29 protein-coding genes are annotated in these 25,373 nt (G+C 57.0%); 11 read left to right on the top strand and 18 right to left on the bottom strand.

The window, feature by feature from the left end; translation table 11 throughout:
- Positions 1-142: 142 nt before the first annotated feature.
- Both CK911_RS01590 and dinB read right to left on the bottom strand, forming a co-directional pair.
- Positions 143-2,284: a methyl-accepting chemotaxis protein gene (locus CK911_RS01590; protein WP_098968760.1), complete on the bottom strand. Its 2,142-nt coding sequence runs from the start codon at positions 2,282-2,284 to the stop codon at positions 143-145.
- Positions 2,285-2,354: 70 nt separating this feature from the next.
- Positions 2,355-3,410, bottom strand: coding sequence for a DNA polymerase IV (gene dinB, locus CK911_RS01585; RefSeq protein WP_098968759.1), 1,056 nt, complete (start codon positions 3,408-3,410; stop codon positions 2,355-2,357).
- Between the two features lie 131 nt (positions 3,411-3,541).
- Here dinB and CK911_RS01580 point away from each other — a divergent pair, with 131 nt between their 5' ends.
- Positions 3,542-3,748, top strand: coding sequence for a hypothetical protein (locus CK911_RS01580; RefSeq protein ID WP_042019992.1), 207 nt, complete (start codon positions 3,542-3,544; stop codon positions 3,746-3,748).
- Positions 3,749-3,859: 111 nt separating this feature from the next.
- On the opposite strand, the gene CK911_RS01575 is transcribed toward CK911_RS01580, so the two are convergent.
- Both CK911_RS01575 and CK911_RS01570 read right to left on the bottom strand, forming a co-directional pair.
- Positions 3,860-4,420: a DJ-1 family glyoxalase III gene (locus CK911_RS01575; RefSeq protein WP_098968758.1), complete on the bottom strand. Its 561-nt coding sequence runs from the start codon at positions 4,418-4,420 to the stop codon at positions 3,860-3,862.
- A gap of 37 nt (positions 4,421-4,457) precedes the next feature.
- Entirely contained in the window at positions 4,458-5,423 is a 966-nt protein-coding gene (locus CK911_RS01570) for a ketopantoate reductase family protein (RefSeq protein ID WP_253860361.1), read from the bottom strand.
- A 199-nt stretch (positions 5,424-5,622) separates the two neighbouring features.
- Here CK911_RS01570 and CK911_RS01565 point away from each other — a divergent pair, with 199 nt between their 5' ends.
- Entirely contained in the window at positions 5,623-6,105 is a 483-nt protein-coding gene (locus CK911_RS01565) for a YajQ family cyclic di-GMP-binding protein (protein ID WP_042019988.1), read from the top strand.
- 104 nt (positions 6,106-6,209) lie between these two features.
- On the opposite strand, the gene CK911_RS01560 is transcribed toward CK911_RS01565, so the two are convergent.
- From CK911_RS01560 to CK911_RS01540, 5 genes are all read right to left on the bottom strand, one after another.
- Positions 6,210-7,031, bottom strand: coding sequence for an outer membrane protein OmpK (locus tag CK911_RS01560; RefSeq protein ID WP_042019986.1), 822 nt, complete (start codon positions 7,029-7,031; stop codon positions 6,210-6,212).
- Between the two features lie 156 nt (positions 7,032-7,187).
- Positions 7,188-8,567, bottom strand: coding sequence for an MFS transporter (locus tag CK911_RS01555; protein WP_098968757.1), 1,380 nt, complete (start codon positions 8,565-8,567; stop codon positions 7,188-7,190).
- Between the two features lie 173 nt (positions 8,568-8,740).
- The gene (locus tag CK911_RS01550; protein ID WP_098968756.1) at positions 8,741-9,328 is read right to left on the bottom strand and encodes a peptidylprolyl isomerase; all 588 of its coding nucleotides are present in this window, start codon (positions 9,326-9,328) and stop codon (positions 8,741-8,743) included.
- Between the two features lie 2 nt (positions 9,329-9,330).
- Positions 9,331-9,915: a YajG family lipoprotein gene (locus tag CK911_RS01545; RefSeq protein ID WP_042019980.1), complete on the bottom strand. Its 585-nt coding sequence runs from the start codon at positions 9,913-9,915 to the stop codon at positions 9,331-9,333.
- Between the two features lie 17 nt (positions 9,916-9,932).
- Positions 9,933-11,066 carry a methyltransferase gene (locus tag CK911_RS01540; RefSeq protein WP_042019978.1) on the bottom strand — a complete coding sequence of 378 codons (1,134 nt, stop codon included), beginning with the start codon at positions 11,064-11,066 and terminating at the stop codon, positions 9,933-9,935.
- A 203-nt stretch (positions 11,067-11,269) separates the two neighbouring features.
- Here CK911_RS01540 and CK911_RS01535 point away from each other — a divergent pair, with 203 nt between their 5' ends.
- The 9 genes from CK911_RS01535 to nqrM all read left to right on the top strand — a co-directional run bounded on the left by CK911_RS01535 (position 11,270) and on the right by nqrM (position 19,130).
- Complete coding sequence (locus CK911_RS01535) at positions 11,270-11,584, top strand: BolA family transcriptional regulator (protein ID WP_098968755.1); 315 nt, start codon at positions 11,270-11,272, stop codon at positions 11,582-11,584.
- A gap of 435 nt (positions 11,585-12,019) precedes the next feature.
- Entirely contained in the window at positions 12,020-13,363 is a 1,344-nt protein-coding gene (locus CK911_RS01530; RefSeq protein WP_042019975.1) for a Na(+)-translocating NADH-quinone reductase subunit A, read from the top strand.
- A 3-nt stretch (positions 13,364-13,366) separates the two neighbouring features.
- The gene (locus tag CK911_RS01525; protein WP_042019970.1) at positions 13,367-14,596 is read left to right on the top strand and encodes an NADH:ubiquinone reductase (Na(+)-transporting) subunit B; all 1,230 of its coding nucleotides are present in this window, start codon (positions 13,367-13,369) and stop codon (positions 14,594-14,596) included.
- A complete protein-coding gene (locus CK911_RS01520) occupies positions 14,586-15,374 on the top strand; it encodes a Na(+)-translocating NADH-quinone reductase subunit C (RefSeq protein WP_098968754.1) in 789 nt (262 codons plus the stop codon). The genes CK911_RS01525 and CK911_RS01520 overlap by 11 nt, the downstream gene beginning before the upstream one ends.
- The gene (locus CK911_RS01515) at positions 15,367-15,999 is read left to right on the top strand and encodes an NADH:ubiquinone reductase (Na(+)-transporting) subunit D (RefSeq protein WP_042019967.1); all 633 of its coding nucleotides are present in this window, start codon (positions 15,367-15,369) and stop codon (positions 15,997-15,999) included. The genes CK911_RS01520 and CK911_RS01515 overlap by 8 nt, the downstream gene beginning before the upstream one ends.
- Positions 16,000-16,002: 3 nt before the next feature.
- Positions 16,003-16,599 (top strand): NADH:ubiquinone reductase (Na(+)-transporting) subunit E, encoded by a 597-nt coding sequence (gene nqrE / locus CK911_RS01510; protein WP_042019965.1) that lies wholly within the window; start codon positions 16,003-16,005, stop codon positions 16,597-16,599.
- Positions 16,600-16,631: 32 nt separating this feature from the next.
- A complete protein-coding gene (nqrF, locus tag CK911_RS01505; protein ID WP_068976834.1) occupies positions 16,632-17,855 on the top strand; it encodes an NADH:ubiquinone reductase (Na(+)-transporting) subunit F in 1,224 nt (407 codons plus the stop codon).
- 3 nt (positions 17,856-17,858) lie between these two features.
- On the top strand, positions 17,859-18,896 hold the full coding sequence (locus CK911_RS01500) for an FAD:protein FMN transferase (protein ID WP_098968753.1): 1,038 nt from the start codon (positions 17,859-17,861) through the stop codon (positions 18,894-18,896).
- A 9-nt stretch (positions 18,897-18,905) separates the two neighbouring features.
- Positions 18,906-19,130, top strand: coding sequence for a (Na+)-NQR maturation NqrM (gene nqrM, locus CK911_RS01495; RefSeq protein ID WP_042019960.1), 225 nt, complete (start codon positions 18,906-18,908; stop codon positions 19,128-19,130).
- A gap of 71 nt (positions 19,131-19,201) precedes the next feature.
- On the opposite strand, the gene CK911_RS01490 is transcribed toward nqrM, so the two are convergent.
- From CK911_RS01490 to CK911_RS01450, 9 genes are read right to left on the bottom strand one after another with little or no spacing between them, the layout of a single operon-like run.
- Positions 19,202-19,741, bottom strand: coding sequence for a DUF3833 domain-containing protein (locus CK911_RS01490; protein WP_098968752.1), 540 nt, complete (start codon positions 19,739-19,741; stop codon positions 19,202-19,204).
- A 14-nt stretch (positions 19,742-19,755) separates the two neighbouring features.
- Complete coding sequence (locus tag CK911_RS01485; RefSeq protein ID WP_098968751.1) at positions 19,756-20,298, bottom strand: chalcone isomerase family protein; 543 nt, start codon at positions 20,296-20,298, stop codon at positions 19,756-19,758.
- Positions 20,255-20,473, bottom strand: a complete 219-nt coding sequence (locus CK911_RS01480; protein WP_098968750.1) for a TIGR02450 family Trp-rich protein — start codon at positions 20,471-20,473, stop codon at positions 20,255-20,257. Before CK911_RS01480 ends, CK911_RS01485 begins: the two co-directional genes overlap by 44 nt.
- Positions 20,470-20,949 (bottom strand): DUF2878 domain-containing protein, encoded by a 480-nt coding sequence (locus CK911_RS01475; RefSeq protein ID WP_098968749.1) that lies wholly within the window; start codon positions 20,947-20,949, stop codon positions 20,470-20,472. The genes CK911_RS01480 and CK911_RS01475 overlap by 4 nt, the downstream gene beginning before the upstream one ends.
- A 2-nt stretch (positions 20,950-20,951) precedes the next feature.
- Positions 20,952-22,208: a cyclopropane-fatty-acyl-phospholipid synthase family protein gene (locus tag CK911_RS01470; RefSeq protein WP_098968748.1), complete on the bottom strand. Its 1,257-nt coding sequence runs from the start codon at positions 22,206-22,208 to the stop codon at positions 20,952-20,954.
- Positions 22,208-22,960 carry a DUF1365 domain-containing protein gene (locus CK911_RS01465; protein WP_098968747.1) on the bottom strand — a complete coding sequence of 251 codons (753 nt, stop codon included), beginning with the start codon at positions 22,958-22,960 and terminating at the stop codon, positions 22,208-22,210. Before CK911_RS01465 ends, CK911_RS01470 begins: the two co-directional genes overlap by 1 nt.
- The gene (locus CK911_RS01460) at positions 22,957-24,216 is read right to left on the bottom strand and encodes an NAD(P)/FAD-dependent oxidoreductase (protein ID WP_068976842.1); all 1,260 of its coding nucleotides are present in this window, start codon (positions 24,214-24,216) and stop codon (positions 22,957-22,959) included. The genes CK911_RS01465 and CK911_RS01460 overlap by 4 nt, the downstream gene beginning before the upstream one ends.
- Positions 24,213-24,947, bottom strand: a complete 735-nt coding sequence (locus CK911_RS01455; protein ID WP_098968746.1) for an SDR family NAD(P)-dependent oxidoreductase — start codon at positions 24,945-24,947, stop codon at positions 24,213-24,215. The genes CK911_RS01460 and CK911_RS01455 overlap by 4 nt, the downstream gene beginning before the upstream one ends.
- Positions 24,944-25,372, bottom strand: coding sequence for a nuclear transport factor 2 family protein (locus tag CK911_RS01450; protein ID WP_071912301.1), 429 nt, complete (start codon positions 25,370-25,372; stop codon positions 24,944-24,946). Before CK911_RS01450 ends, CK911_RS01455 begins: the two co-directional genes overlap by 4 nt.
- Position 25,373: the final 1 nt, after the last annotated feature.

The raw sequence follows: 25,373 nt of genomic DNA, 5'->3' as shown, positions 1-25,373 counted from the left end.
TTTTCGTGAGTCTTTCGACTGTGATTGTGGTGTTGTGTTACTTCCTCTGCGGGAAGAGGGGCTCAAATCTTATCGATTTGACCCCGTCTGTCATCTGAATGTGTTTGGCGCCTCCAGTCGGATGGCGCCTTTTTTCATCCCTTTACACTTTGAACTGCCCCACCAACTGCTGCTGTTTATCTGCCAGTACCGACAACTCACGACCATTTTCGGCAGAGGTCGCCGCTTCGGCACGGATGGTATGGCTCACATCGCGAATGTTGCTGACGTTGCGATTAATCTCGTCTGCCACCCGGCTCTGCTCTTGGGCTGCACGGGCAATCTGCTCGTTCATTTGATGGATGGTGGAAACCGACTGGATGATCTGTTCCAGCACCTGCACCGAGAGGTCTACCTTGGCGAGGGTCTCGTCCGCCTGACCATGGCCATCGCGGATCGCCTTGACCACTGCGCCGGTACCGGATTGCAGCAGGCTGATCAGAGTCTGGATCTCGACGATGGCATTCTGGGTGCGGCCAGCCAGATTACGCACCTCATCAGCCACCACCGCGAAACCACGGCCCTGCTCACCGGCCCGTGCCGCCTCGATCGCCGCATTCAATGCCAGCAAATTGGTCTGCTCGGCAATCCCCTGGATCACGATAAGGATGTCATTGATGTTGTCGCTGTTGGCGGCGAGCCGTTCCACCACCGGCTGGGCATCGTTGATGATGGTCATCAGCTTGCGCATCGCCGCCTGGGTATCTGCGACCACATATTTACCCTCTTGCGCCGCAGCATCTGTGGTGTTGGCCGCCGCAACTGCAGAGCTGGCATTACCGGATACCTGCAGCGCCGTGGCGCTCAGCTCTTCAAATGCGGTCGCCACCAGATCGATCTCCTGATACTGGGCCTGCATACCACTGCTGGTGCGCTCGGCAACTTGCGCCGCCTGCTCGGCACTGCTGCGGGTGCCGGCAACCGTATCAATCACCTGACTGATAGTGGATTGCAGCTTGTTGAGGAAACTATTGAACCACTTGGCCAACTCGCCAATTTCATCTTGTCGCAGGATCTCGATACGCTGGGTCAGGTCCCCCTCGCCGGTGGCGATATCCTTGAGGCGGGCCACCACGGCGCGAATAGGGGCCACTATCTGGCGCGCCATCAGCCAGATAAAAATCAACGCCACCAGTGAAATCAGCACCCCGATCATCAGCTGCGAGACCACGCTACGATTGGCCTCACTGGCAAGATCATCCTGCAGTTGCTGGGCCGAAGCGAGCACCACGGCCCTTGGCAACTCGATATAGATACCCCATTTACCGTCGGTACCCCGCATCGATACCGGCATAAAGGTTTGCAACAGGGCACCATCGCGGCTCCAGCGACTCAGCTCTTGTCCCTGGCTGAGCCACCCTTTCAGCTCGGTGGCCAACCCTTGATACTGCTGACCCAATCCGCGCCCCAGGGTCACCTCAAACTGATCCGCCCCCGCCACTCGCCCCTCATGGCTCACCAGCAATATCTTGCCTTGGCCGTCATAGAGCTCCTTATCCATCGCTGAAACCAGATTTTGCAAAGTGCTCAGGGAGATATCGACCCCGACCATGCCCAGCAATGTCCCCTGATCAAGCAAGGGTGCGGTGACCGAGGTGATCAAGACTTTTTTGTCGCCAACATCGTCCAGATAGGGTTCCAGCAAACAGAGTCCGCGGGAGCGGATACTACAGCGATACCATTCGTTTTCGACCCCGCCAGCAGCGGTAGGTGTCTCGTCAGCAAGCACATCCTCGTTCTGCACCTCGGCAACCAGCTTGCCATTGTCATAGGCCCAATAAGAGGAGAACCGTCCCTTGTCGTTGGCGCCAAGTTCGGTCGAGCCCTGATAATTGCTGTCCTCTCCATCCAGCTGGTCAGGCTCGAACACCGCGTATACCCCGAGCAAATTGGTGGATGAGGCGGCAGCATCGTGTAACTGCTGATTGATGGCACTGCGCAGCGCCTCTGAATGAACAAAGTTGTCGGCCGCATTCTTGCGCTGGAACAACACGCTCTCGGCCAGCAAACTGGCCCGGAAATAGGCCTCATCGAGATAGCTGGTCACCTTGGCCGCCTGCTCGGAGCCCATCGCCTTCATCCAGTTCTCGGCTGACTGCTGAGCATCCTGCATGGTGGCTTGTCGCACCTGCTGCTGCATCTTGTCCGCGTTATATATCGAGGAAGCGACCAGCGCAGCAGCGGTGACCAATAGACAGCAGCCAGCGATCAGGGTAATCCGGCCCTGGACAGAAAGTGCGCTCATGCCAATGTTCCTATGTAAGAGAGAGCGATATGGGTAGATTATCGACTTTATAAACAAAAACTTAACCATCTCACAGCAAATCCAGTGATAGCTGGTTAACCTCCCCCTCTTTTGGCAACCCCACCACCAGCCCCAGCAAGCGCACCGAACGCCCTTCCGCACGCAGCAGACCCTCTTTTAGCAAAGGGATAAACAGGCTGGCCTGATAGCCGCCTTGGCTGCGATAGACAGTAGTCTGATGGAAGTCGGCAAATTTTATTTTAATCCCCTGTCCCATCACCTGCTCGGCACAACAAGCTGCCTGGAAACGCCGCTCCAGCTCCGGCAGCAACTGCTGCAATACCGTCATGCAAGCCTCCTCGTTCGACAAATCACTTGCCAACGTGGTCTCCACTCCGATGGTTTTGCGGATCCGGTGCGCCTGCACCGGCTGCTCATCCAGACCCCAGATCCGGGTCGTCAGCATCTCGCCCAACTTGCCAAAACGGCGGCACAGCTCGTCGGCAGGCAAGGCTCGCGCATCCTCGCAGGTATAAAGCCCCTGCGCCTCCAGCCGCTCGGCAGTCTTGCGGCCGACCCCGGGCAGTTTGCCAAGGGGCAACTGGCAGACAAACTCCGCCACCTCATCGGGGCGAATGACAAACAACCCATCAGGCTTACGCTGCTCCGAGGCGAGCTTGGCCAGAAACTTGTTCGGTGCCACCCCGGCCGAGGCAGTCAGGCCCAATTCGCTGACAATGGCCTGACGGATCTCCTGGGCCATCAAGGTGGCACTGCCGCCGCAGCAGGTGCTATGGGTCACATCGAGATAAGCCTCGTCCAGCGACAGCGGTTCCACCAGATCGGTATAACGGAGGAAAATAGCCCTGAGCTGGCGGGAGATATCTTTGTAAACCGCCATTCGCCCGGGGATCAGCACCAGCGGCGGACAGAGCTTTTTCGCCAGTGCGCTCGGCATGGCGGAGCGCACCCCGAAGCGGCGCGCTACATAGTTGCAGGTCGAGATGACGCCACGCCGCTCGGAGGCACCACCGATGGCCAGCGGCACCTCCCGCAGTGAGGGGTTGTCCCGCATCTCCACGGCGGCAAAAAAGCAGTCCATGTCGATATGGATGATCTTGCGCATACCACTGTATAAATAAACAGACATGGCATCATCTTACCCCAAGGACAGCAGTAGCTCTATCTCTCTCATTGCGGCTAGAATAATAGACTCCAAGGAGACTTTTATCATCACAATGACAAGGAGCGTTAGGGATGAAATATGTTTGGCTGGGACTCTGTTTGCTGCCAATGGCTGGCATCAGCAAGAACAACCCGACGGCAGAGTGCCGCTGGCTATACGACCGGATTGAGATACTGGAACAAGCTATCAAGAAAGGGGACACGCTCGGCACAGAGCAGGAGTTATCACGCTGGCGCGGGGAGTTCGAGAGCAAGCAATGTAAACAGTACGACTACTGAGCCGGACAATATGGCGTGATCGACAACGGCTGATAACAAACGGGCCCCGGTCAAGATGAGCGGGGCCCGTTTTTCAAAGCATGGCTAGCTTGATTCATCAGCAAAGTGTGGTCAGGGCAGCACCATAGGGCCTGCCACCGCCATCGCTACCTCATCCCCGCGCAGCACCCGCACCAGCTCCAGAGCAAATTCGATAGCACTGCCCGGCCCCTGACTGGTAATAAGGCGATGGGCCTCATCCCTGACCACCCGCTCATCTGACAACTGCGATGTCGGTAGTTGGGACTGAAAGCCGGGGTGGCAGGTGACGATGGCGCCATCCAGCAGACCATGATGTTGCAACACCACCACGGGGGCGGCACAGATGGCAGCGCGCCAGCGGCCAAGGGCGGCCTGCTCTTTGAGCAGATCGATGGCCAGCGGGGTATCGCGAATCACTTCGCTGCCGGGCAAGCCACCCGGCACCACTATGGCCTCAAAGTCCCGACCGGTAAGCTCGTCGATATGGCAATCCGCCACCAGTTGTACTCCGCGCGAGGCGCGGATCTGCCGCACCCCAGCAGGACAACAAGAGGCCAACAGCACCTCGATGCCCGCACGCACCAGGGTATCAACGATGGCAACTGTCTCAATCTCTTCAGACCCGGGGGCCACCAGCACCAATACACTCATTTATGCCTCCTTGCTTCTTGCCTGCCATAGCCAGGGTTCAGACGTTCTGACTCTTCTCTTTGATCGTCTGATAGAGCCCCTGATTGACCGGTACGGCGATACCATGTTTGGCCGCCTTGCTCAGCAGGAAGCCGGTGATGGCCTCGATCTCGGTCTCTCGTCCCAGCTCCATATCCTGATACATGGAGGAGTAGTTGTCGGCAGTCAACTCGACCACTGTCATCGCCCGGCGCTGCAGCTCTTCAGCCGTGGTGGCAATACCCTCGGCGCACATCACATCCGCCACTTCCACACAGATCTGCTGCAGGACATCAGCAAAGCGGGGGCCAGCCAGCTCGCCGTTTTTCAGCTTGTAGAGCGCAGTAAGCGGATTAATGGCACAATTTATCGCCAATTTTTGCCACTGACGAGCCAAAACATGCTCATCCCAGCCGGCCTGGCCGAGGGCAATAGCAAGATCATCCGCCAATCCAGCATACGCCTTGGCAGCCTCATTGATCGGGCCAAGCCAGGTTTCACCCTTGCCAGTATGGCGGAAGACAAAATGGCCGCAGCGCATGGCACCATGACTGGTGACACCGGCAATCACCGGATTGTGCGGGAACATCTCGACTACCTGCTCGGCAATCCCCATCCCATTGTGCAGCAGCACAATCGGTACCGCGGCGTCCAGTTTACCTGCCAGCGGCGCCAGAGCGGCAATAACCTGGCTGGCCTTGGTCATCACCAGCAGACGCTTGATCTTGCCGGGTTTGCTGACAAATCCGCGCTCGATATTGAGCAGTTGCACCTGCCCTTCCAGCGAGGTGAAATCGGTCCCCGGATGGAGCGTGGACTGATGGTGATCGCGCAACAAGACACGGGTTGATTGGCCGCTGATGGTCAACAGGGAGGCAACCACGCCGCCGAGGGCGCCGCATCCCAACAGTGACCACTGCGGGATAACAGGTGGAATAACAGCAGGGGTAGCAAGCTGTCGGGAACTCTTAAATCCGCTTGGCATGATGTGACTCTGTCAGGGTAAGGGTTGCATTCCTCTCAACCTGTTACCGAAGGAAATTGAAGATATCATGAATGGACACTAACGGGTCCACCCGTTCTGTGCGCAGGGGATTCTAGCAGAGCGGCCCTATCAAAATCAGCAAATTTGCTGATTTTCTGGTAGATTTGCCCACCTATAGCGCAACATGAGGAGCCCTGACATGCCGTCATTCGATATTGTCTCAGAAGTCAAAATGAACGAGGTGTTGAACGCCGTCGAGAACGCCAATCGTGAACTGGCGACCCGTTTCGATTTTCGTGGTGTTGAAGCCAGCTTCGAGCTGAACAAAGAAGAAGTAAAGTTGGAGGCTGATGCCGACTTCCAGCTCAAGCAGATGGTCGAGATCCTGCGCGCCGCCCTGCTCAAGCGCAATATTGAGAACAGCTCGATGGAAGCTGGGGACAGCGTTCACTCCGGCAAGCGCTTCCACCTGACCGTCAAGTTCAAGCAGGGGATCGAAAAAGAGATCGCCAAGAAGCTGGTCAAGCTGATCAAGGACTCCAAGATCAAGGTGCAAGTTGCCATTCAAGGGGATGAAGTGCGCGTCACCGGCAAGAAGCGTGACGATCTGCAAGAAGCCATGGCACTGGTGCGTGGCGCCGAGCTGGGTCAACCGATGCAGTTCCAGAACTTCCGCGATTAATTTATCCACTCAGCCGTGGCGCACTCATTGACTCGTGCCACGCTATAAATCGCAGCCATAAAAAACCGGAGCAAATGCTCCGGTTTTTTGTACCCCAAGTTTTATTAGAACTTGTAGGTAACAGAGAAGTAGTGACCGAAACCGGTAGTGTTCAGACCACCAAAGGCACCGTTGTTGATACCGTAGATTTCGTTGAAGTACTTCAGACCGTAACCAACAGCGTAACGGTCGGAGTGCCAGTAGATACCGTGGAAAGTACCCAGGCCGTTAGCACTCTGGTTGTTGTCGCCGTGGATATCTTTATCAAACAGATAATCCAGGTAGCCCTGATAGGAGACGAAGCTGCCGTTGGAGAAGGTATAGAAAGGCTTGAACCAGTTCATGGAGAACTGATAACCGTTCCAGTCACCCTCTTCGGCCTTGAAGCCACTTTCGGTTGCATGGCGAGCATACAGGTTCATGCCAACTTTACCGAACCAAGGTACCTGTACATCAGCACCCAGACCGATCATGTTCTCCATCATGGAGTCATCAACGTTGTTCAGGGTAGCGACGTAGAGCTCTTGCACCGGACCGAAGGAGAGATCTTTACCAGTCAGGGCATCCAGAGAGAGACGCGGGGCGAACTTCATGAAGATGTTCGGGCCATTGTGTTTGTCGCTATGGCTGCTTTGGAAAATATCGAACACATCGACATAGCCATAGAGATCAAACATACCGGAACGACCACCGAACTCCATTTCCAGGTAGGTGTCGTTGTAGTCGCTGCCCATGTAAGGACGTTGGTCAATGGTATGCATTACGTTGAACTGCATCCATTTGAAATCATTCTTGTGGATATCACCGCTGTAGTCAGCAGCAAAGGCCGGAGTTGCGGCAGCAGCCAGCAGACCGGCAGCGATCAGAGTCTTGGTAAATTTGGCCATTTTATTGGTCTCTTGTGCGTTAGTTGAGGTTTTCCGTAGCCTGCCCACAAGGAGCGAGAGGAATTCTAATCAAATAAAATCGGGGGAGAAACAACTTCTCGGGAACTTTATCCGGAAGTGTGAATCTAATCACCCCCGATTCTACGCAAACGCTTGCTATTTGTCAGCTGCTGAGAGCAACTCACTCCCCTTTCTGGCTACCAGCACAATCAACAACAACACAGGCAAGCCCAATAAACTGGTTCCGACAAAGAAGGCACTGTAGCCAATCTGCTCCACGACCTGCCCGGAAAAACCGGCCAGCAATTTGGGCAACAGCAACATCACCGAGCTGAACAGCGCGTACTGGGTCGCCGAAAATGCCACGTTGGTCAGGCTGGAGAGATAGGTCACGAAGGCCGCAGTGGCAATACCGGCACTGAGGTTATCCAGCGAGATGATCAGAGTCAGCAGCTCCAGGTTGTGACCGACCTGATTGAGCAGGGCAAACAGCAGGTTGGTACTGGCGGTAAGCAGCGCCCCCAGAAACAGGATGCGCAGCGTGCCAAAGCGCATCACCAGCACTCCCCCAAATGCAGCGCCGACCAGCGTCATAATGACACCAAACACCTTGGTAATGGTGGCCACTTCAGTCTTGCTGAACTGCATATCCACATAGAAGCTGTTGGACATCACCCCCATCACCACATCGGCGACCCGATAGCAGGCGATCAACGCCAAGATCAGCAGCGCCGAGCCGCCATAGCGGCGGAAGAAGTCAGCAAACGGACACCAGACTGCCTCATAGCCCCAGGCCCCCGCACTCGCCAGCAGCGCAGGCCATCCCTGTTCCAGCAGCAACGCCTTGCGTTCGGCCTGCTGCTTGCCCTGCCCGGCCAGATCGATATCCGGTTCATGGCAGAACAGGGTGGTGATGACCCCGAGTGACATCAGACCCGCCATCACCAGATAGGTGACCTGCCAGCCACGATAGTCATAGCCGCTGTTGCTGCCAAACCAGGCCGCCAACGCCAGCGCACCGGCCCCCGCCATGATCATCGCCAGCCGGTAGCCGGTCATGTAGGAGGCCGCCATCGCCGCCTGCAGCCGCTCGGGGGCGGATTCGATGCGATAGGCATCGATAACGATATCCTGCGTGGCCGAGGCAAAGGCCACCAGCAGGGCAAACAGCGCCAGGTGGGCCAGCTCGGTCTTGGGATCGCAGAACGCCATGCCGACCAGTGCTGCGGCGATCAGCAGCTGGGAGAACAACATCCAGCTGCGACGACGCCCCAGCAGCGTGGAGAGCAACGGCAGCGGCATGCGATCCACCAGCGGCGACCACAACCATTTAAAGCCATAGGCGAGCGCCACCCAGCTCATGTAACCGATATCGGTCAGGCTGACATCGGCCTCGCGCAACCAGAATGAGAGGGTACCGAACACCAGTAGCAGCGGCAGACCCGATGAAAAACCCATGGCAAAGAGAATAAATACCCGAAATTCGAGATAAACGGCGAGGGACTCTCTCCAGCTTGGTTTGCGGATCATGTTCAACTACCTGACGACTTTGGAAAAGTGCGTCATTTTGGCAGGTTGATGGCAGATAGCCAAGGCGAGCAAAGAGATAGGCGCAAAGAAGCCCGGATAAAGAAAAGGCACATTCCAAGCGGGATGTGCCTTGCATAGTGTCTGATGAACGCGAGTTGACGAACCGCGTCCGGCGAGGGTTACTTGCCCGCTTTCTTGTCGACTTTCTTGTCCGCCGCAGTTTCAGCCAGTAGCACCACCTTCTTCAGAATGATGGGGCTGGTTGGCACATCGTTGGCGCGCAGAATGGAGCTGTAACCGGTCTGTACCTGAGCCAGCTTGTCCAGCACATCCATCCCCTGTACCACCTGACCAAACACGGTATAACCCGCGGCGCCACTGGCATTGAGGTTATTGTTGTCGACCAGATTGAAGTAGAACTGGCGAGTGGCGCTGTCGACCGACTGGGTGCGGGCCATGGCAATGCTGCCGCGTTTATTGGGCAGACCTCCACGAGACTCGTTGATCACGGGGTCAAAGGTGGGCAGTTGCTGGAACTGCTGGTTGTAGCCGCCCCCTTGCACCACAAAGTCCTGGATCACCCGGTGGAACAGGCTGCCATCGTAACTGCCATCAGCCACATAACGCAGGAAGTTCTTCACCGTCTGGGGGGCTTGTTTGGACGCCAGTTCCACCACGATATTGCCGTGGTTGGTCTCCAATCTCACTTTCGGGCCAGCAAATGCCAACGGGGCGATCAACATGGCCAGTAACCAGAGTTTTTTCATCATCAGACCCCTGCACCGCTCGGTTGACCTTTCAGGTAACCACGCAGCGCGTCATCCGCCATGATCTGTTGCAGCACGCTGCCCAGTTGCAGGTTCAGGGTCGACTCCAGATCGGCCATGCCCGGCTCGCTCGGGCTCTCCTTGCTGGAGGACATGTTGAACTGCTTGGTCAGACGGTTGCCCTGGAAATCAGCGATCACCTGCAGGCTGACGCGGGACTTGGTGACGTAGGTAAAGGTCTTCTCTTCCACGTTGACCGCCGCATTGGAGATCACCAGCGTCAGGTTGGTGGTGCCACTGTTGCCCACTTCCAGACCCTGGCTGCGCAGCCCTTCGGCCAGCCGCTCGGCCATCAGCAGATTGAGCGGGCGTTCGCTATTGACCAGCACCGGCGCTTTCTCTTTATGTTTGATGGAGAAGACGTAGGCAGCCTCACGCTTGTCTACCCCTTCCATGGTAATGCGGTTGCCAGAGTAGTATTGCTGGTTGGCGGGGATCACCTGCGGATTGAGCAGCGCTGTCTCCGGCCAATGAGTGGCACACCCGCCCAGCATCAGGGCGGCCAGCAGCAAGAGTGACTTTTTCATCATGGTTTCCTTTGGCTTTAGCGTTTGATGGCTTTCAAAATAACGAATTTGCTGTTCGACGCAACGACTTGTGCGTTGGCAAACAAGCGCTTGAGTTTGTTGTGATAGTCCAGATGACGGTTGCCTACTATCCAGAGTTCACCCCCTTGAGGCAACACCCGGTGCGCATCACTGAACATCTGCCAGGCGATATGATCGGTGATCGCCTGCAGCTGATGGAAGGGGGGATTGCAGAGGATCCGATCTGCCGAACCGACCGCTACGCCGTCGAGACAGTTGTTGACCATAAAGCGGGCACGCGGCAATGCATCGGGCAGATTGTGCTCGACGTTCAGCTGTGCCGAAGCGACCGCCATATAGGATTCATCGATAAAGGTCACCTCGACCTCGCTGTCTTTAGCGAGCAGCGAGAGGCCCAGCACCCCGTTGCCGCAACCCAAATCGATCACTTTCCGCGCACTGTTGATCGGTAAATTGTCCAGCATAAAGCGGGCACCGATATCGAGACTGGTGCGCGAGAAGACGTTGGCATGGTTGTGGATCAGCATGTCGGTCCCCTCCAGCGGCCAGACGGTCGGGAACGGATTGGTCAGCGCGGGTTGCTCTGCCTGCGGCTCGCAGTGAATGAGGCGCGCTTTTTTCCAGGCCAGCGAAGTACGGGTCGGCCCCAGATACTTTTCGAACAGCTTGAGCGTGGAGGTATGAATATCCTTCGCCTTGCCAGCGGCGATGACGCGGGTTGCCGGTGTCACCACCTGACGCAACGCCAGCAGTTGCTGCTCCAGCAGCGCTTGGTATTTGGAGACCTTGATCACCACCAGCACGGGGGCATTCGGCAGCGGTGCCAGCCCATCCTGCAGCGTTATCCCGTCAGCATCGAGTCCGTTGTCGGCCAGATTGGCCAGGGTCGCCCGTTCGCTGATATAGGAGTCGGTGACGCAGCAAGGGGAGTGAGGATGCAGGTATGCCGCCAGCGCCCCGAAGCCGTCATTCATGATGATTACCGGGCCCGCCTGCTCGAGGGGAGATTCAGCCAGGGTGTTGATCAGATATTCGTCAGCCGCATCCCAGGCTTGCAGGGTCTCCTGACTCTGGCGCGGATAGCGGTAGAGCATAAGCTGGCAGTGGGGAGTGTCGAGAAGGGTTTGCATAGGAAGAGTCCAACCTCGGCTTGGTTCGTGTATACAGGCGCCAGGGGTGACGCAAAGTGGCGCTATTCTAGCGAGGAGCAGAAATTTCACCAGTTCGATGCGCATCAAGCGGGCGAACGACGGCGATTTCTCCCTTTCGGGGGCTTATTCCATACCGCAACTGCCGCTAGAATGGCCCGACATTCACTCTGGAAGCAGACCCGATGACTATCCAACAACTGATTGCAGCCAAGCTGACCGCCGCCCTCTCCCCGACTCTGCTGGAGGTGATCAACGAAAGCCACATGCACCGTGTGGAACCGGGTTCAGAGAGCCACTTCAAGGTGGTGATCGTCTGCGAGCAATTTGCAGGGCAACGGCTGCTGGCTCGCCATCGCCAGGTCAATGCCATTCTGGCCGATGAGCTGGCAGGCGCTGTTCATGCACTGGCTCTGCATACCTACACAGAGAACGAGTGGCAGGAGAAGGGCAATGCCCCCCGTACCCCGAGCTGCGTTGGCAAGCCGTCCCTCTCCTGAGCAAAGCGCAGCCCCCATCCCCCACCGGGGCGCGCCACACAAAAATGTAACAAACTTCCCCAATTAGACCGTAAAAGGCTACATCTAAAGGGGTATTTTGCAGGGTGATCACTTTTGTTGATAGCTGAGATAACAACAAATACCCCTATCGAGGTATCCAAATAAAAAAACCTTTAAAACCACGACTTACAAGGCATCAGAGGCTTATTCATTGCAGGTTAATTTTGTGATGGCACGGGGATTTTGCCCATTTTGCATGGCAGAAAATGCACCTTAAGTGGTAAACTCAAGCGCTTTTGAGTGACCTTGCATGTTGAATAATTGTTGAGCCTGAATATTTGGCGTGACCACAACAGCGGCTCATTCAACCACCCGTCGTGATGTATTTCTCGGCGCTAACCAACCTCTCTTCCCGTAACGGTAGTGCAATTGAGTATGATTACAATCAAAAGAGGACTGGACATCCCCGTGCTGGGTGCGCCAGAGCAAGTAATCTACGATGGCCCCGCCATCACCCGTGTTGCGACACTGGGCGAGGAGTTCGTGGGGATGCGACCTACTATGTTCGTCAAAGTAGGTGATCGCGTCATCAAAGGTCAGGATCTTTTTGAAGACAAGAAGAATCCGGGCGTTAAATTCACAGCTCCCGCCACCGGTGTGGTTTCAGAAATCAACCGTGGTGCCAAACGTATTCTCCAGTCTGTGGTCATCGACCTCGACGGATCTGATGAACAGGTGACCTTTGAGCATGTTGCTTCTGCCGAGCTGGCCAAGCTCGAGCGCAGCAAGGTGCAAGAGATCCTGATCACATCAGGTCAATGGACTGCATTGCGTACTCGTCCATTCAGCAAAGTGCCGGCGGTAGGCTCTGCCCCGCGCGCCATCTTTGTTACTGCAATGGACAGCAACCCGCTGGCCGCCAGTGCCGAGCTGATTATCAAGGAACAGCCCCAGGCATTCCTCGATGGTCTGGCCGTCCTGACCCGCCTGACCGACGGTAGCGTCTATGTCTGTAAAGGCGAAGGCAGTCTGCCCCACTCTCCGCTGGCTCAGGTCAAGGAAGAGATCTTCGTCGGGCCACACCCTGCCGGTTTGCCAGGTACCCATATCCACTTCCTGGATCCGGTCAGTAGCACCAAAGTGCAGTGGCACATCAACTATCAGGATGTGATCGCATTCGGCAAGTTGTTCACCACAGGTCAGATCTGCACCGACAAGGTGATCGCGCTGGCCGGTCCGAACGTGCTCAAGCCGCGTCTGCTGCGTACCCGTTTGGGTGCCTGCATCAGCCAGTTGACCAACAATGAGCTGCGTGCCGACGAAAACCGTGTCATCTCCGGATCTATCCTCAGTGGTGCCAAAGCCGAAGGGGTTCACGACTACCTGGGCCGTTATCACAATCAGGTCTGTGCATTGGGCGAAGGTCGCGAGAAAGAGTTCCTTGGCTGGATCAACCCCAGCGCCAACAAGTTCTCTATCACCCGCACCACCCTCTCTCACCTGATGAAGGGCAAACTGATCAACTTCACCACCACTACCAACGGTAGTGACCGCTCCATGGTACCGATTGGTAGCTATGAGCGGGTGATGCCACTCGACATCCTGCCAACCTTGCTGCTGCGAGACATGATCTCTGGCGATAGCGATGGTGCGCAAGCACTGGGCTGCCTGGAGCTGGATGAGGAAGATTTGGCGCTCTGTACCTTTGTCTGCCCTGGCAAGACAGAGTACGGCCCAGTCTTGCGTGAGTGCCTGACCAAGATTGAACTGGAAGGTTAAGCAATGAGTTTCAAGCAACTTCTTGAAAATATGGAACACCACTTCGAGCCGGGTGGCAAGTACGCCAAGTACTACGCCCTGTTCGAAGCGGCGTACACCCTGTTCTACACCCCGGGTACCGTTACCCGCAATGCTGCCCACGTCCGTGATGCGCTCGATCTGAAGCGCATGATGATCATGGTGTGGCTGGCCGTGTTCCCGGCGATGTTCTGGGGCATGTTCAACGTAGGTAACCAGGCGATTGCCGCCATTGCCCATATGGGTTCGGCTGCTGGTGCCAGCAGCTGGCAATATGCGTTGGCGACCATGCTGGGCGCCTCCCTCGATCCGGCTGTCGCCGGTATCGGCAGCAAGATGCTGATCGGCGCCACCCACTTCTTCCCAATCTACCTGACCGCATTCCTGGTCGGTGGCTTCTGGGAAGTGCTGTTCGCCATGGTGCGCAAACACGAGATCAACGAAGGCTTCTTCGTCACCTCGATCCTGTTTGCCCTGATCGTGCCGCCAGAGCTGCCCCTGTGGCAAGCTGCGCTGGGTATCACTTTCGGTGTGGTAATGGCCAAAGAAGTGTTCGGTGGTACCGGCAAGAACTTCCTGAACCCGGCTCTTGCGGGTCGTGCGTTCCTGTTCTTCGCCTACCCGGGCCAGATCTCCGGTGATGCCGTGTGGGTTGCCGTTGACGGCTTCTCCGGCGCTACCGCCCTGAGCCAGTGGGCTCAAGGCGGCCAGATGGCACTGATCCACGGCGCAACCGGCCAGGCTATCAGCTGGATGGACGCATTCCTTGGTAACCTGCCAGGTTCCATCGGTGAAGTCTCTACCCTGATGATCCTGCTGGGTGCCGCCATGATCGTCTACATGCGGATCGCCTCCTGGCGCATCATTGCAGGTGTGATGATCGGTATGATCGCTACCTCCCTGCTGTTCAACGTCATCGGTTCCGATACCAACCCCATGTTCAGCATGCCGTGGCACTGGCATCTGGTACTGGGTGGCTTCGCCTTCGGTATGGCCTTTATGGCGACCGACCCTGTCTCCGCTGCCTTTACCAACAAGGGCAAGTGGTGGTATGGCGCATTGATCGGCGTCATGGTGGTGCTGGTTCGTGTGGTCAACCCTGCATTCCCGGAAGGTATGATGCTGGCCATTCTGTTTGCGAACCTGTTTGCTCCCCTGATGGACCACTTCGTCGCTCAGGCAAACATCAAGCGGAGGATTGCTCGTGGCGTTTAATAAAGATTCAACCCTCGGCACCATCAGCGTGGTTACCGGCCTGTGTCTGGCCTGTTCCATCGTGGTATCCGTTGCCGCTGTTGGCCTGCGTTCTACCCAGCAGGAAAACAAGGCGCTCGACAAACAGAGCAACATTCTCGCCGTCGCCGGTGTGGATGTGAGCGAGGTTGCCAAGCGTGACTTGGCCAAGCTCTACGGCGAGAAGATTGAAGCTCGTCTGGTGGATCTGACTACCGGTGAGTTTGTTGATGGCGATGCTGACAACTTCGATAGCAAGCTGGCAGCCAAAGATCCGGCCAAGAGCATCCGTCTTGCTACCGCTGACGACAAAGCCAGTCTGCGCCAGATCTCCAAGCTGATCCCGGTATTCTTCGCCAAAGACAGCGAAGGCAAGATCGACAGCATCATCCTGCCCGTCTACGGTCAGGGTCTGTGGTCGACCATGTACGCCTTCGTTGCGGTAGCTGCTGATGGCCAGACCATCAAAGGCATCACCTACTATGACCACGGTGAAACCCCGGGTCTGGGTGGCGAGATCGAAAACCCGGCCTGGCAGGCACTGTTCAAGGACAAGAAACTGTTCGGTGAGGATGGCATGCCGGCGCTGCGCGTCATCAAGGGCCATGCTCCGGAAGGTTCCGAGCATGATATCGATGGTCTGTCCGGCGCTACCCTGACCGGTAACGGCGTTCAGCATACCTTCGACTTCTGGATGGGTCCCAAGGGCTTTGGTCCTTTCCTGGCCAAGGTTCGTGCAGGAGAAATCAACAATGGCTGACAAGAGCGAAATGAAGAAGTTGCTGTTGACGCCGGTGCTTGGCAACAACCCCATCGCCTTGCAGGTGTTGGGTGTCTGTTCTGCACTGGCGGTTACCAGCCAGATGAAGACAGCGTTTGTAATGACCCTGGCGGTCATGGCGGTCACCGCCTTCTCAAACCTGTTTATCTCTCTGATCCGCAATCACATCCCGAACAGTGTCCGGATCATCGTCCAGATGGCAATCATCGCCTCACTGGTTATCGTGGTTGACCAGGTGCTCAAGGCCTATGCCTATGACATCTCCAAGCAGCTGTCGGTATTCGTGGGTCTGATCATCACCAACTGTATCGTGATGGGTCGTGCCGAAGCCTACGCCATGAAGAGCGCCCCGCTGCCCTCCTTCCTGGATGGTATCGGCAACGGTCTGGGTTATGGCGCTATTTTGCTGAGCGTTGCAACCGTGCGTGAACTGCTGGGCTCCGGTACCTGGTTCGGTTTCGAACTACTGCCGCTGGTGAACAATGGTGGCTGGTACGTGCCAAACGGCCTGCTGCTGCTGCCGCCGAGTGCATTCTTCATCATTGGTCTGATCATTTGGGGCGTTCGCACCAAGGATCCCAAGCAGGTGGAGGCGAAGGATTAAGGTATGGAACACTATCTGAGTCTGTTGATTAAATCGATCTTCATCGAAAACCTGGCACTCTCCTTCTTTTTGGGGATGTGTACCTTCCTGGCGGTGTCCAAGAAGGTAAAGACCTCTATGGGTCTTGGCATTGCCGTTATTGTGGTGCAGACCATCGCGGTTCCGGCCAACAACCTGATCTACAACTACGTGCTTAAAGATGGTGCTCTGGTATCCGGTCTGGATCTGAGCTTCCTGAGCTTCATCACCTTTATCGGTGTGATTGCGGCACTGGTACAGATCCTGGAAATGGCGCTGGACAAGTACTTCCCTGCGCTCTACAACGCGCTTGGCATCTTCTTGCCACTCATCACCGTGAACTGCGCCATCTTCGGTGGCGTCTCCTTCATGGTGCAGCGTGACTACAACTTCGTCGAATCTGTAGTTTACGGTGTAGGGTCAGGGGCAGGCTGGATGCTGGCAATCGTTGCGCTGGCAGGTATTCGCGAGAAGATGAAGTACTCTGATGTTCCGCACGGTCTTCGTGGTCTGGGCATTACCTTCATCACCGCTGGCCTGATGGCTCTGGGCTTCATGTCCTTCTCTGGTATCTCCCTGTAATCGGCTTTCCTGCAATCAGAAAGGAACGATAGATGGAAATTATTTTGGGTGTGGTCATGTTTACCGTGATCCTGCTGGCACTGGTGGCAGTCATTCTGTTCGCCAAGTCCAAGCTGGTGACTGCGGGCGATGTGACAATCAGCATCAACGGTGATCCTGCCAAGGCTGTTGTAGGCCCTGCTGGCGGCAAACTGTTGGGCGCTTTGGCCGGTAGCGGTATTTTTGTCTCCTCCGCCTGTGGCGGCGGTGGCTCCTGTGGCCAGTGCAAAGTACGGGTGAAATCCGGTGGTGGCGACATTCTGCCGACCGAACTGGATCACATCAGCAAGGGCGAAGCTCGTCATGGCGAACGTCTGGCCTGCCAGGTCACCGTGCGCTCTGACATGGATATCGAACTGCCGGAAGAGATCTTCGGGGTGAAGAAGTGGGAATGTACTGTTATCTCCAACGATAACAAGGCCACCTTCATCAAGGAGCTCAAACTGCAGATCCCGGATGGTGAAACAGTACCATTCCGTGCTGGTGGCTATATCCAGATCGAAGCCCCTGCTCACCATGTGAGCTACAAAAACTTCGATATTCCCGAGGAGTATCGTGGTGACTGGGATCGCTTCAAGATCTTTGAACTGGAGTCCAAGGTCGATGAGCCGATCATCCGGGCCTACTCCATGGCCAACTATCCGGAAGAGTTCGGTATCATCATGCTGAACGTGCGTATCGCTACGCCGCCGCCGAGCAACTGGACCGCCCCTCCGGGACAGATGTCCTCCTACATCTTCAGCCTGAAGGCTGGCGACAAGGTGACCATCTCCGGTCCATTCGGTGAGTTCTTCGCCAAAGAGACCGATGCCGAAATGGTATTCATCGGTGGTGGTGCAGGTATGGCGCCGATGCGTTCCCATATCTTCGACCAGCTGCGTCGCCTGAACTCCAAGCGCAAGATGAGCTTCTGGTACGGTGCCCGTTCCAAGCGTGAAATGTTCTATGTCGAAGATTTCGACATGCTCGCGGCCGAGAACGACAACTTCAAGTGGAACGTCGCCCTGTCTGATCCGCAACCGGAAGACAACTGGGATGGCTACACCGGCTTCATCCACAACGTGCTCTATGAGAGCTATCTCAAGAACCACGAAGCACCGGAAGATTGCGAGTTCTACATGTGTGGACCTCCGGTGATGAACGCTGCCGTCATCAACATGCTCAAAGATCTGGGCGTTGAAGACGAAAACATCCTGTTGGATGACTTTGGTGGTTAATCCATGCACAGTGTTGTAAAGACCTGGCTAGCCTTCGGGCTAGCCTTTTTCTTGACTGGGTGCGGTCAGGAAACGGTCCAAACCAAACCGGAGATCCACATCACCGGTAGCACCATGGGCACTTACTACTCCATCAAAGTGGCTGATGGCGTCATCAGTGATCCCGCCAAATTACAGGCTGAAGTCGATGTATTGCTGGAGCGGGTCAACGACCAGATGTCGACCTATCGCCCCGATTCCGAGCTGTCGCGCTTCAACCAGCATCGCAGTGCCACCCCGATCGTGGTCTCCCGTGATACGGCGCAAGTGGTGACAGAGGCGATTCACATTGGCCGTGAGAGCCAGGGGGCGCTGGACGTCACCGTTGGCCCGCTGGTCAATTTGTGGGGCTTTGGCCCGGACAAAAAGCCAACCAAGATCCCTTCTGACGAGCTGATCACCCAAACCCGCCAAAAGACCGGTCTGGGTAATCTGCATGTAGTGACCTCGGTGGATGCCGATACCCTGCAAAAAGATATTCCGGACCTCTACGTCGATCTCTCCTCTATTGCCAAGGGCTTTGGGGTAGACAAGGTAGCCGAGTATCTGGAACTCCTCGGTAGTCGCAACTATCTGGTAGAAATTGGTGGTGAACTGCGGATCAGTGGAGTCAACAGCAAGGGACATCCCTGGCGCGTCGCCATCGAGAAGCCCACTGCGGGCTCCGGCACGGTACAAGAGGTGATCATTCCTGGTCATAACGGCGTGGCTACCTCGGGTGATTACCGTAACTACTACGAGCTCGATGGCCAGCGCTTCTCTCACACCATAGACCCACGCACCGGCAAGCCGATCCAGCACCGACTGGTGTCGGTCACCGTGATCCACCCCTCCTGTATGACCGCAGATGGGCTGGCGACCGTATTCATGGTGATGGGAACCGAGAAGAGCCTGGCGTATGCCAAAGAGCGAGGCTTGGCGATCTTCGTGATCACCAAAACGGACGACGGCTTTGAAGAGGCCTACTCCGATGCCTTCAAGCCCTATCTGGTCAAGAAGTAAGAGGTACAGATGCAGATTTTTCTGATCACCTTCGGGGTCTTCATGCTGGTGATAGCCGCCATGGCTATCGGTTACATCTTCCAGAAGAAGACCATCTCCGGCTCCTGTGGTGGCCTGGGTACGGTCGGCATCGAAAAAGAGTGCGATTGCCCCGAGCCTTGTGACAACCGCAAGAAGAAGATGGCCAAAGAAGAGGCCCGTCGCAAGATGCTGGAAGATAACCGCATCATCTGATCCGGCCTTCCTTGCGAAACAAAAAGCGCGCCATCGGCGCGCTTTTTCATTGAGGTAACGTTCCTTAATCGTCAGGGCTGGCGCTCGATGTAGAGGATCACCTCACCAAGGTGTATGCCAAATTTGCTAATTGCAGCACGATTAATCAGACGATCCTCATCCAGCAGATACATCCAGTCATCGAAACTCACCCGCACTACCTCGCCATCCGGCAGCACCAGATCAAGCTGGTAGCGCCAGTTGAGGGCAAACCCTTCCGTCTTGCCTACCGCCTCCCCCACCACGTCGGAAGCGGTACCACGCCAGTGACCATCATCTCCCTTGCTCAGATACCAGGTGCGGGTCTGCTGACGGCCATCATCGAAGTAGAACTGCTCGAACAGCTCCCCCTTACCGTTCTGCCAACGCCCCACCATCTCGACCCGAAAGCGACTGGTCACTTCGCCGCTACGGTCGGTCACCAGGCCGTGAGCCACCAGCTTGCCGCTAAAGAAACGGGCAAGATCCCAGTTCGGCCCCTGGCCACGATAGTCATTGAGACTGGCGCCACAGCCGCTCAGCAATAGCAGGGGCAGCAACAGCAACCAGCGGTATGCACGATAGAAAGACATCAGAGACTCCATGTTCAGGGTTGGCCACGCAGGCTGCGGGTCAGGGCGGGATCGCGGCTGTTGTCAGCCAGCCAGATGGCGAGGAAAGCAGCCGAGAATTGCGGATCGGCTAGGGTGCCGAGGGGCTTCTCCTGCCACCAGAAGTGGCCTGCGCCACCCTTGTCGACATAGAAGGTGAGCTGGTCACCCGCCTGCACATCGGGCCACAGCGCCGCAAGCTGACCGAGCCAGCGCTGACGCTCTACGTCAGTGCCAAGACCGAGCCGCTGCCACTCGGCGGCGGTGGCACTCAGCAGATCTTCCCGCTCGATGGATCTGGCATAGGTAAGGATTAGAGCCTGTGGATATTGGCCCAGCTGATAGCGGCCACTCTGGCTGTAGAGGGTGGCATCGTAGAGCTTGAACCAGAGCCAGTTCATCTCTCCCTGTCCGACCGGGCGCAGCTGTTGCCAGGGTGCCGCAGAAGCCTGCACGGTCGTTGTAATGAGTAAAGTCAGCGCCGCAAGCAGTGGGCTAATTCCACCCCATATGCCAATGGTTGGGGTCTTCCAGTTCATGCCAGTCCATCTCCTGTTCTTGCAAGGTGTTGATATCCTGCACCACCACCTGCACCAGCTGCCCTTGCGCGTCACGCTGGCAAGCAACGACCAGATAGTGACGGTCGGTCAGCTCGTGCTGGCTCTCTTTGGTCCATTTGGAAAACAACAAGGTGTCGGTCGAAAAGGTGTTCATGCTGGCTCACCCTCCAGTTTGACCATTACCCACAGCAGTACGGGTAACCACCACATCCAGATCACTGTCAGCACTGCCGCGCTGATCCAGATGCCCCAAGGTAAGTGTACTGCCCCCATGGCGGCACCCGCCAAATAGGAGAAGGCGCCCCCCACTATGCCAAACAGCGCCTGCTGCCAGCGGGGCAAGCGCAGCAGCCAGCGCATGCCATGAGCCAAGGACAGAGCGAAACCGAGCCAGAGTAGCACCAGCCAAAGGGGAAAACCGGCGGGAAACTGGAACAGCCCGATCCGCCATAGCAACAGATCAAGCAGACACCCGGCAAGCGCCAGGGGCAACAGCCGCACATCATCCTTGCGGCTGGGCGAGAAGAGAAAGTGCAGCAGCAACATCACCAGCAGCGGGCCCGGTTGCTGCCATTTCACCGCCAGCAACCAGTAGAGGTTGAACCCCAACAGGTGGGCCCACTGCCACATGATTAGTGACCGCTCACTGGCAGTGAACCTGACCAACCAGACGGCCCCGGCTTGGCCGCCTCCAGCTGCACCAGACTGATCGCCCGCTCCCAAAATCCCCCCTCGCAATAGGCGAAGTAGAAGTGCCACAACCGGATGAAATCCTGGCTATAGCCCAACTTGGGCAGCTCGGGGGCCAGCGCCAGAAAGCGCTCGCACCAGTGGGCCAACGTACGGGCATAGTGATGGCCGTGATCGTGCAACCGCACCAGCTGCATGTCGGTCTCTTTGGCAATCAAGCCCGCCATCTGGGATGCACTCGGCAAGCAGCCACCGGGGAAGATGTAACGCTGGATGAAATCCACGCTGCGCAGATACTGGGCATGACGCTGATCGGCAATGGTGATGGCTTGGATCAGCAGACGGCCACCGGGCTTGAGCAGCCGTGACAGCTGGCGGAAATAGTCGGGCAGAAAGGCATGACCCACCGCTTCGATCATTTCGATGGAGACCAGCTTGTCATAGGTGCCATCCAGCTTGCGGTAATCCTCCAGCAGTAATGTGATGCGATCCCCCAGCCCTTCCCGCACGATCCACTCCTTGGCATAGTCATGCTGGGCCTGAGAGATGGTAGTGGTCGTCACCCGGCAGCCGTAGTGACGGGCGGCATAGACTGCCAAGCCACCCCAGCCGGTACCGATCTCCAGCAGATGATCGTGCGGCCCCAGCTCGAGCCGCTCGCAGATGGTATGCAGCTTGGCCTGCTGCCCCTGTTCCAAGGTGGCCTCTGCGGTTGGATAAATGGCACTCGAATACTGCATATGGCTGTCGAGAAAGCCCTGATAGAGGGTATTGCCCAGATCGTAGTGGGCGGCGATATTGGAGCGCGATCCAGTCAGGGTATTGCGATTGAGCCAGTGACGCGCCTTGTTGAAGGGGAAACTCAACCAGCTCAGGTGCCGCTCCAGGCTGTCCAGCAGGGACATATTACGGGCCAGCAACCGCACCAGCGCTACCGGGTCCGGGCTGGTCCACAGCCCCTCTACCCAGGTCTCACCAGCCGCTATGCTGCCCCCCAGTAACAGGCGACGATAGAAGGCGGGGTCCTGCACCACCAGCTCGGCATGCAGATCGGTGCCTGCTACCCCGAAGCTGTGGCGCTCACTACCGTCTCGCAGGATCAGTTGACCATGGCCGAGGCGCACCAGCAGCTTGAGTAGCAACTGCTTTGCCCCTTTTTCAATGAAAGAAGCTGATTGTGTGGCTTGCACTAATTCCATTAGCGAGTCTCCGGATGACTAAAAATGGGGGTTCGTTTGATAAAAAGACGCAGGGCCTGCCAGTAGATCCCGAGCAGCACCTTCAGGGTCATCCACGGCCAGCGCACCAGCAGCGCTATCAACCCCTTGCGTGACAGCGGCTCACGGCTCAGTGCCAGGGTCGCATCAAACAACTTTGCCTCGCCAGATACGGGATGACTCTCGATGTGGATCAGCGTCTCTTGTGCCGGGGGGCGAATACGCCAGTGATAACGCATGGCCAGCCCCATAAAGGGGGATACATGAAAATCCTTGTCATGGGGCGTCAGCGCCGCCAGGTCCAGCAGGTAGTAGTGGCGCTCATTCCAGGGGGTGTTGGAGACCTCTGCTAGCAGATAGCGCGCCTCCCCCTGCCGGTAGCAGAAGTAGAAGTTGACCGGACTGAAGTAGAACCCCAAACAGCGCACATTGCCGAGCAGCAGCACCCGCCCCTCGGGGTCGCCATCGCCACCCAGTTCGCTCACCTTCTGCCACACCGCCTGCTTGAGGTTACCCTGACTGCCTTTGAGGTAATCATCACGATGAAAGGAGAGCAGCCCCGCCCGCTCTACCCCGAACCAGCGCCCCTGATCCAGCGCAGCGATCTCATCCAGATCCAGCCCCAGCATAAACAGGCTATAGGAGAAGGCATGCGCCCGTGGTGCAAAACGGCGATGGCGCACTGATCCTTGCCAAATGGCACTGATGGTCTGTTCAGCCGCAGTGGTACTCATAGACTGGCCCCAAAGCGTTCGGCCACATCCAGCGCGCTATGCACCCCGTCTTCATGAAAACCGTTGTACCAATAGGCGCCGCAAAAATGGGTGTGGCGCTGACCGCAAATCTCGGCGCGCCGCTGCTGGGCTGCGATGGACCCCTGATTGAACACCGGATGGTGGTAGACAAAGCGACGCAGCACCTTGCTCTCATCCACCTTGCCCTGCGGGTTGAGGCTGACACAGAAGGGTTCCGGGGATTCAACACTCTGCAAGATGTTCATGTTGTAGCTCACCAGCGGTCGAGCCTCGTCATTGCCATCGAGCTGATAATTCCAGCTGGCCCAGGCTTTCTTGCGGCTCGGCAAACAGCCCGCATCGGTGTGGAGCCAGACATCGTTCGCCTGATAAGTCATGTCACCGAGAATGGCTTGCTCCCCTGAACTGGCATCTTGCAACAGGGCCAGCGCCTGATCGCTGTGACAGGCGAGGATCACTTCATCAAACGACTCCTCACCATAGCTGCTCTGGATCACCACCCCATCAGCCACCCGTCTAATACCCTGAACCGGACAAGCGAGCCGGATCTGTTGCTGCCAACCGGCAGTGAGCGGGCCAATGTATTCCCGCGAACCGCCCGGAATGACATACCACTGGGGGCGATTGGCCACATCCAGCAAGCCGTGGTTGGCAAAAAAGCGCAAAAAGAAACCCAACGGAAAGGCGCGCATATCCGCCAGGGTCGAAGACCAGATCGCCGCCCCCATGGGCAGGATGTAATGACGGGCGAAGTAATCGCTAAAATCACCGGCCAGCAAAAAATCCCCCAGGGTCAGCTGATCGCTATTCCCTTCGAGTTGCGCATCGGCCAGCCACGCGCGAGCATCCCGGTTAAACCGCAGGATCTCGCCAACAAAACGATAAAAACGCGGGCTTAGCAAATTGCTGCGCTGGGCAAACAGGGTATCGAGGTTGTGACCGTTGTATTCAAGCCCCTCCGGGCTTTTGACTGAAAAGCTCATCTCGGCGGGTTGCCGTTCTACCCCGATCCGGGCCAGCAACTTCAAAAAATGGGGATAAGTACGGTCATTAAACACAATAAAGCCGGTATCGATGGCGTAGTTACGACCCGCCAGACTCACATCAACGGTGGCGGTATGGCCACCCAAGGTTGGCGCTGCCTCAAACAACGTAACATCGTGCAACTTGTGCAGTAAAAAACCGGCGGAGAGACCGGAAATTCCGGAGCCTATGATGGCTATCCTTTTCTTCATTTATTGTGTCCTTTCGAAGTAAGCGAACCACCGAAACGCAGCCACAATCCCACCGGCAGCGCCCCAAGCAGGCGCAGCAACCAGATGAAACGGCGGGGAAAATGGATCTGATGGTGACCCGCAGCAAGCCCGTCCATGATAGTGCGGGAGGCCTGCTCCACGGTCACCAGACAGGGCATGGGAAAATCATTCTTCGCGGTGAGGGGGGTTTTTACAAAACCGGGGCGGATCAGGGTCACGCCGATCCCCCTCACGGCAAGATCCAGGCGCAAGGTGGCGGCCAGATAATCAATCGCCGCCTTGGAGGCGCCGTAGGCTTGTGCTCTTGGCAAGGCTAACCAGCTGACAGAGGAGCTGACCAGCGCCAGCCGCGCCCCCCGATGCAGCAGCGGTAAAAACGCGTCAAGAGCATAGCCGGTAGCAATGAGATTGGTCTCGATCACCCGGGCAAACAGGGCACTGTCAAAGCCCTCGGCAACATCCATGTATTCACAATTTCCGGCATTGAGGATCAGCAAGTCCAGTGGCGGCAAACTGCTAGCCAGCTCTTTCATGGCAGCAAGGTCACGGGCATCAAATTGCAGCGGGGTAATGCCGTGCAGCCCCAACTCCTGCAGCCGTTCGCCATCGCGGCCACAGCCCCACACCTGCCAGCCTGCCCGCCGGTAATCCAGTGCCAACTGGCGACCGATGCCGGAGGTCGCCCCTGTGATGAGCACCCGGCCGCTCATGCGCCAAGCCTCATCTTGATGGCGCGTACCACGGGCCCGAGCAGCGGCAACTGCTCGTAGAGCATGGCGCCCAGATCAAAATAGTCCCGGTGCTGGCACACCTTGCCCGCCTCGTCGAACTCGAGGCGGGTGGCCCCCTCCACCGTCACCGGCTCACCACCACGCAATCTGGGGTGAGAGAAGGTCATGGTCCAGCCGAGCCAGGCCTGCAGCCCCTGTTGCTGCTGACTGGTAATGACGAAGCGACAGTAGGCGAGGCGCTGATAGAGGGCGGCAAAATAGTCGCCAAGGGCCGCCACCCCCTCGATACGGTGGGCCGGATCGGTAAAGACCACCTGTTCGGCATAGACCTCGGGCAAGCGGTGCAACTGCTGTTTGTCCAGTTGCTGATAGAGGCCAATAAAGCGGGCCAGCGGCTCGTTCATC

The organism is Aeromonas sp. CU5, from assembly GCF_002586745.1.
In the GTDB taxonomy this organism is placed as follows: domain Bacteria; phylum Pseudomonadota; class Gammaproteobacteria; order Enterobacterales; family Aeromonadaceae; genus Aeromonas; species Aeromonas sobria.
The sequence above is the reverse complement of the archived record's forward strand: the minus strand, read 5'-3'. Positions and strand labels throughout refer to the sequence as shown.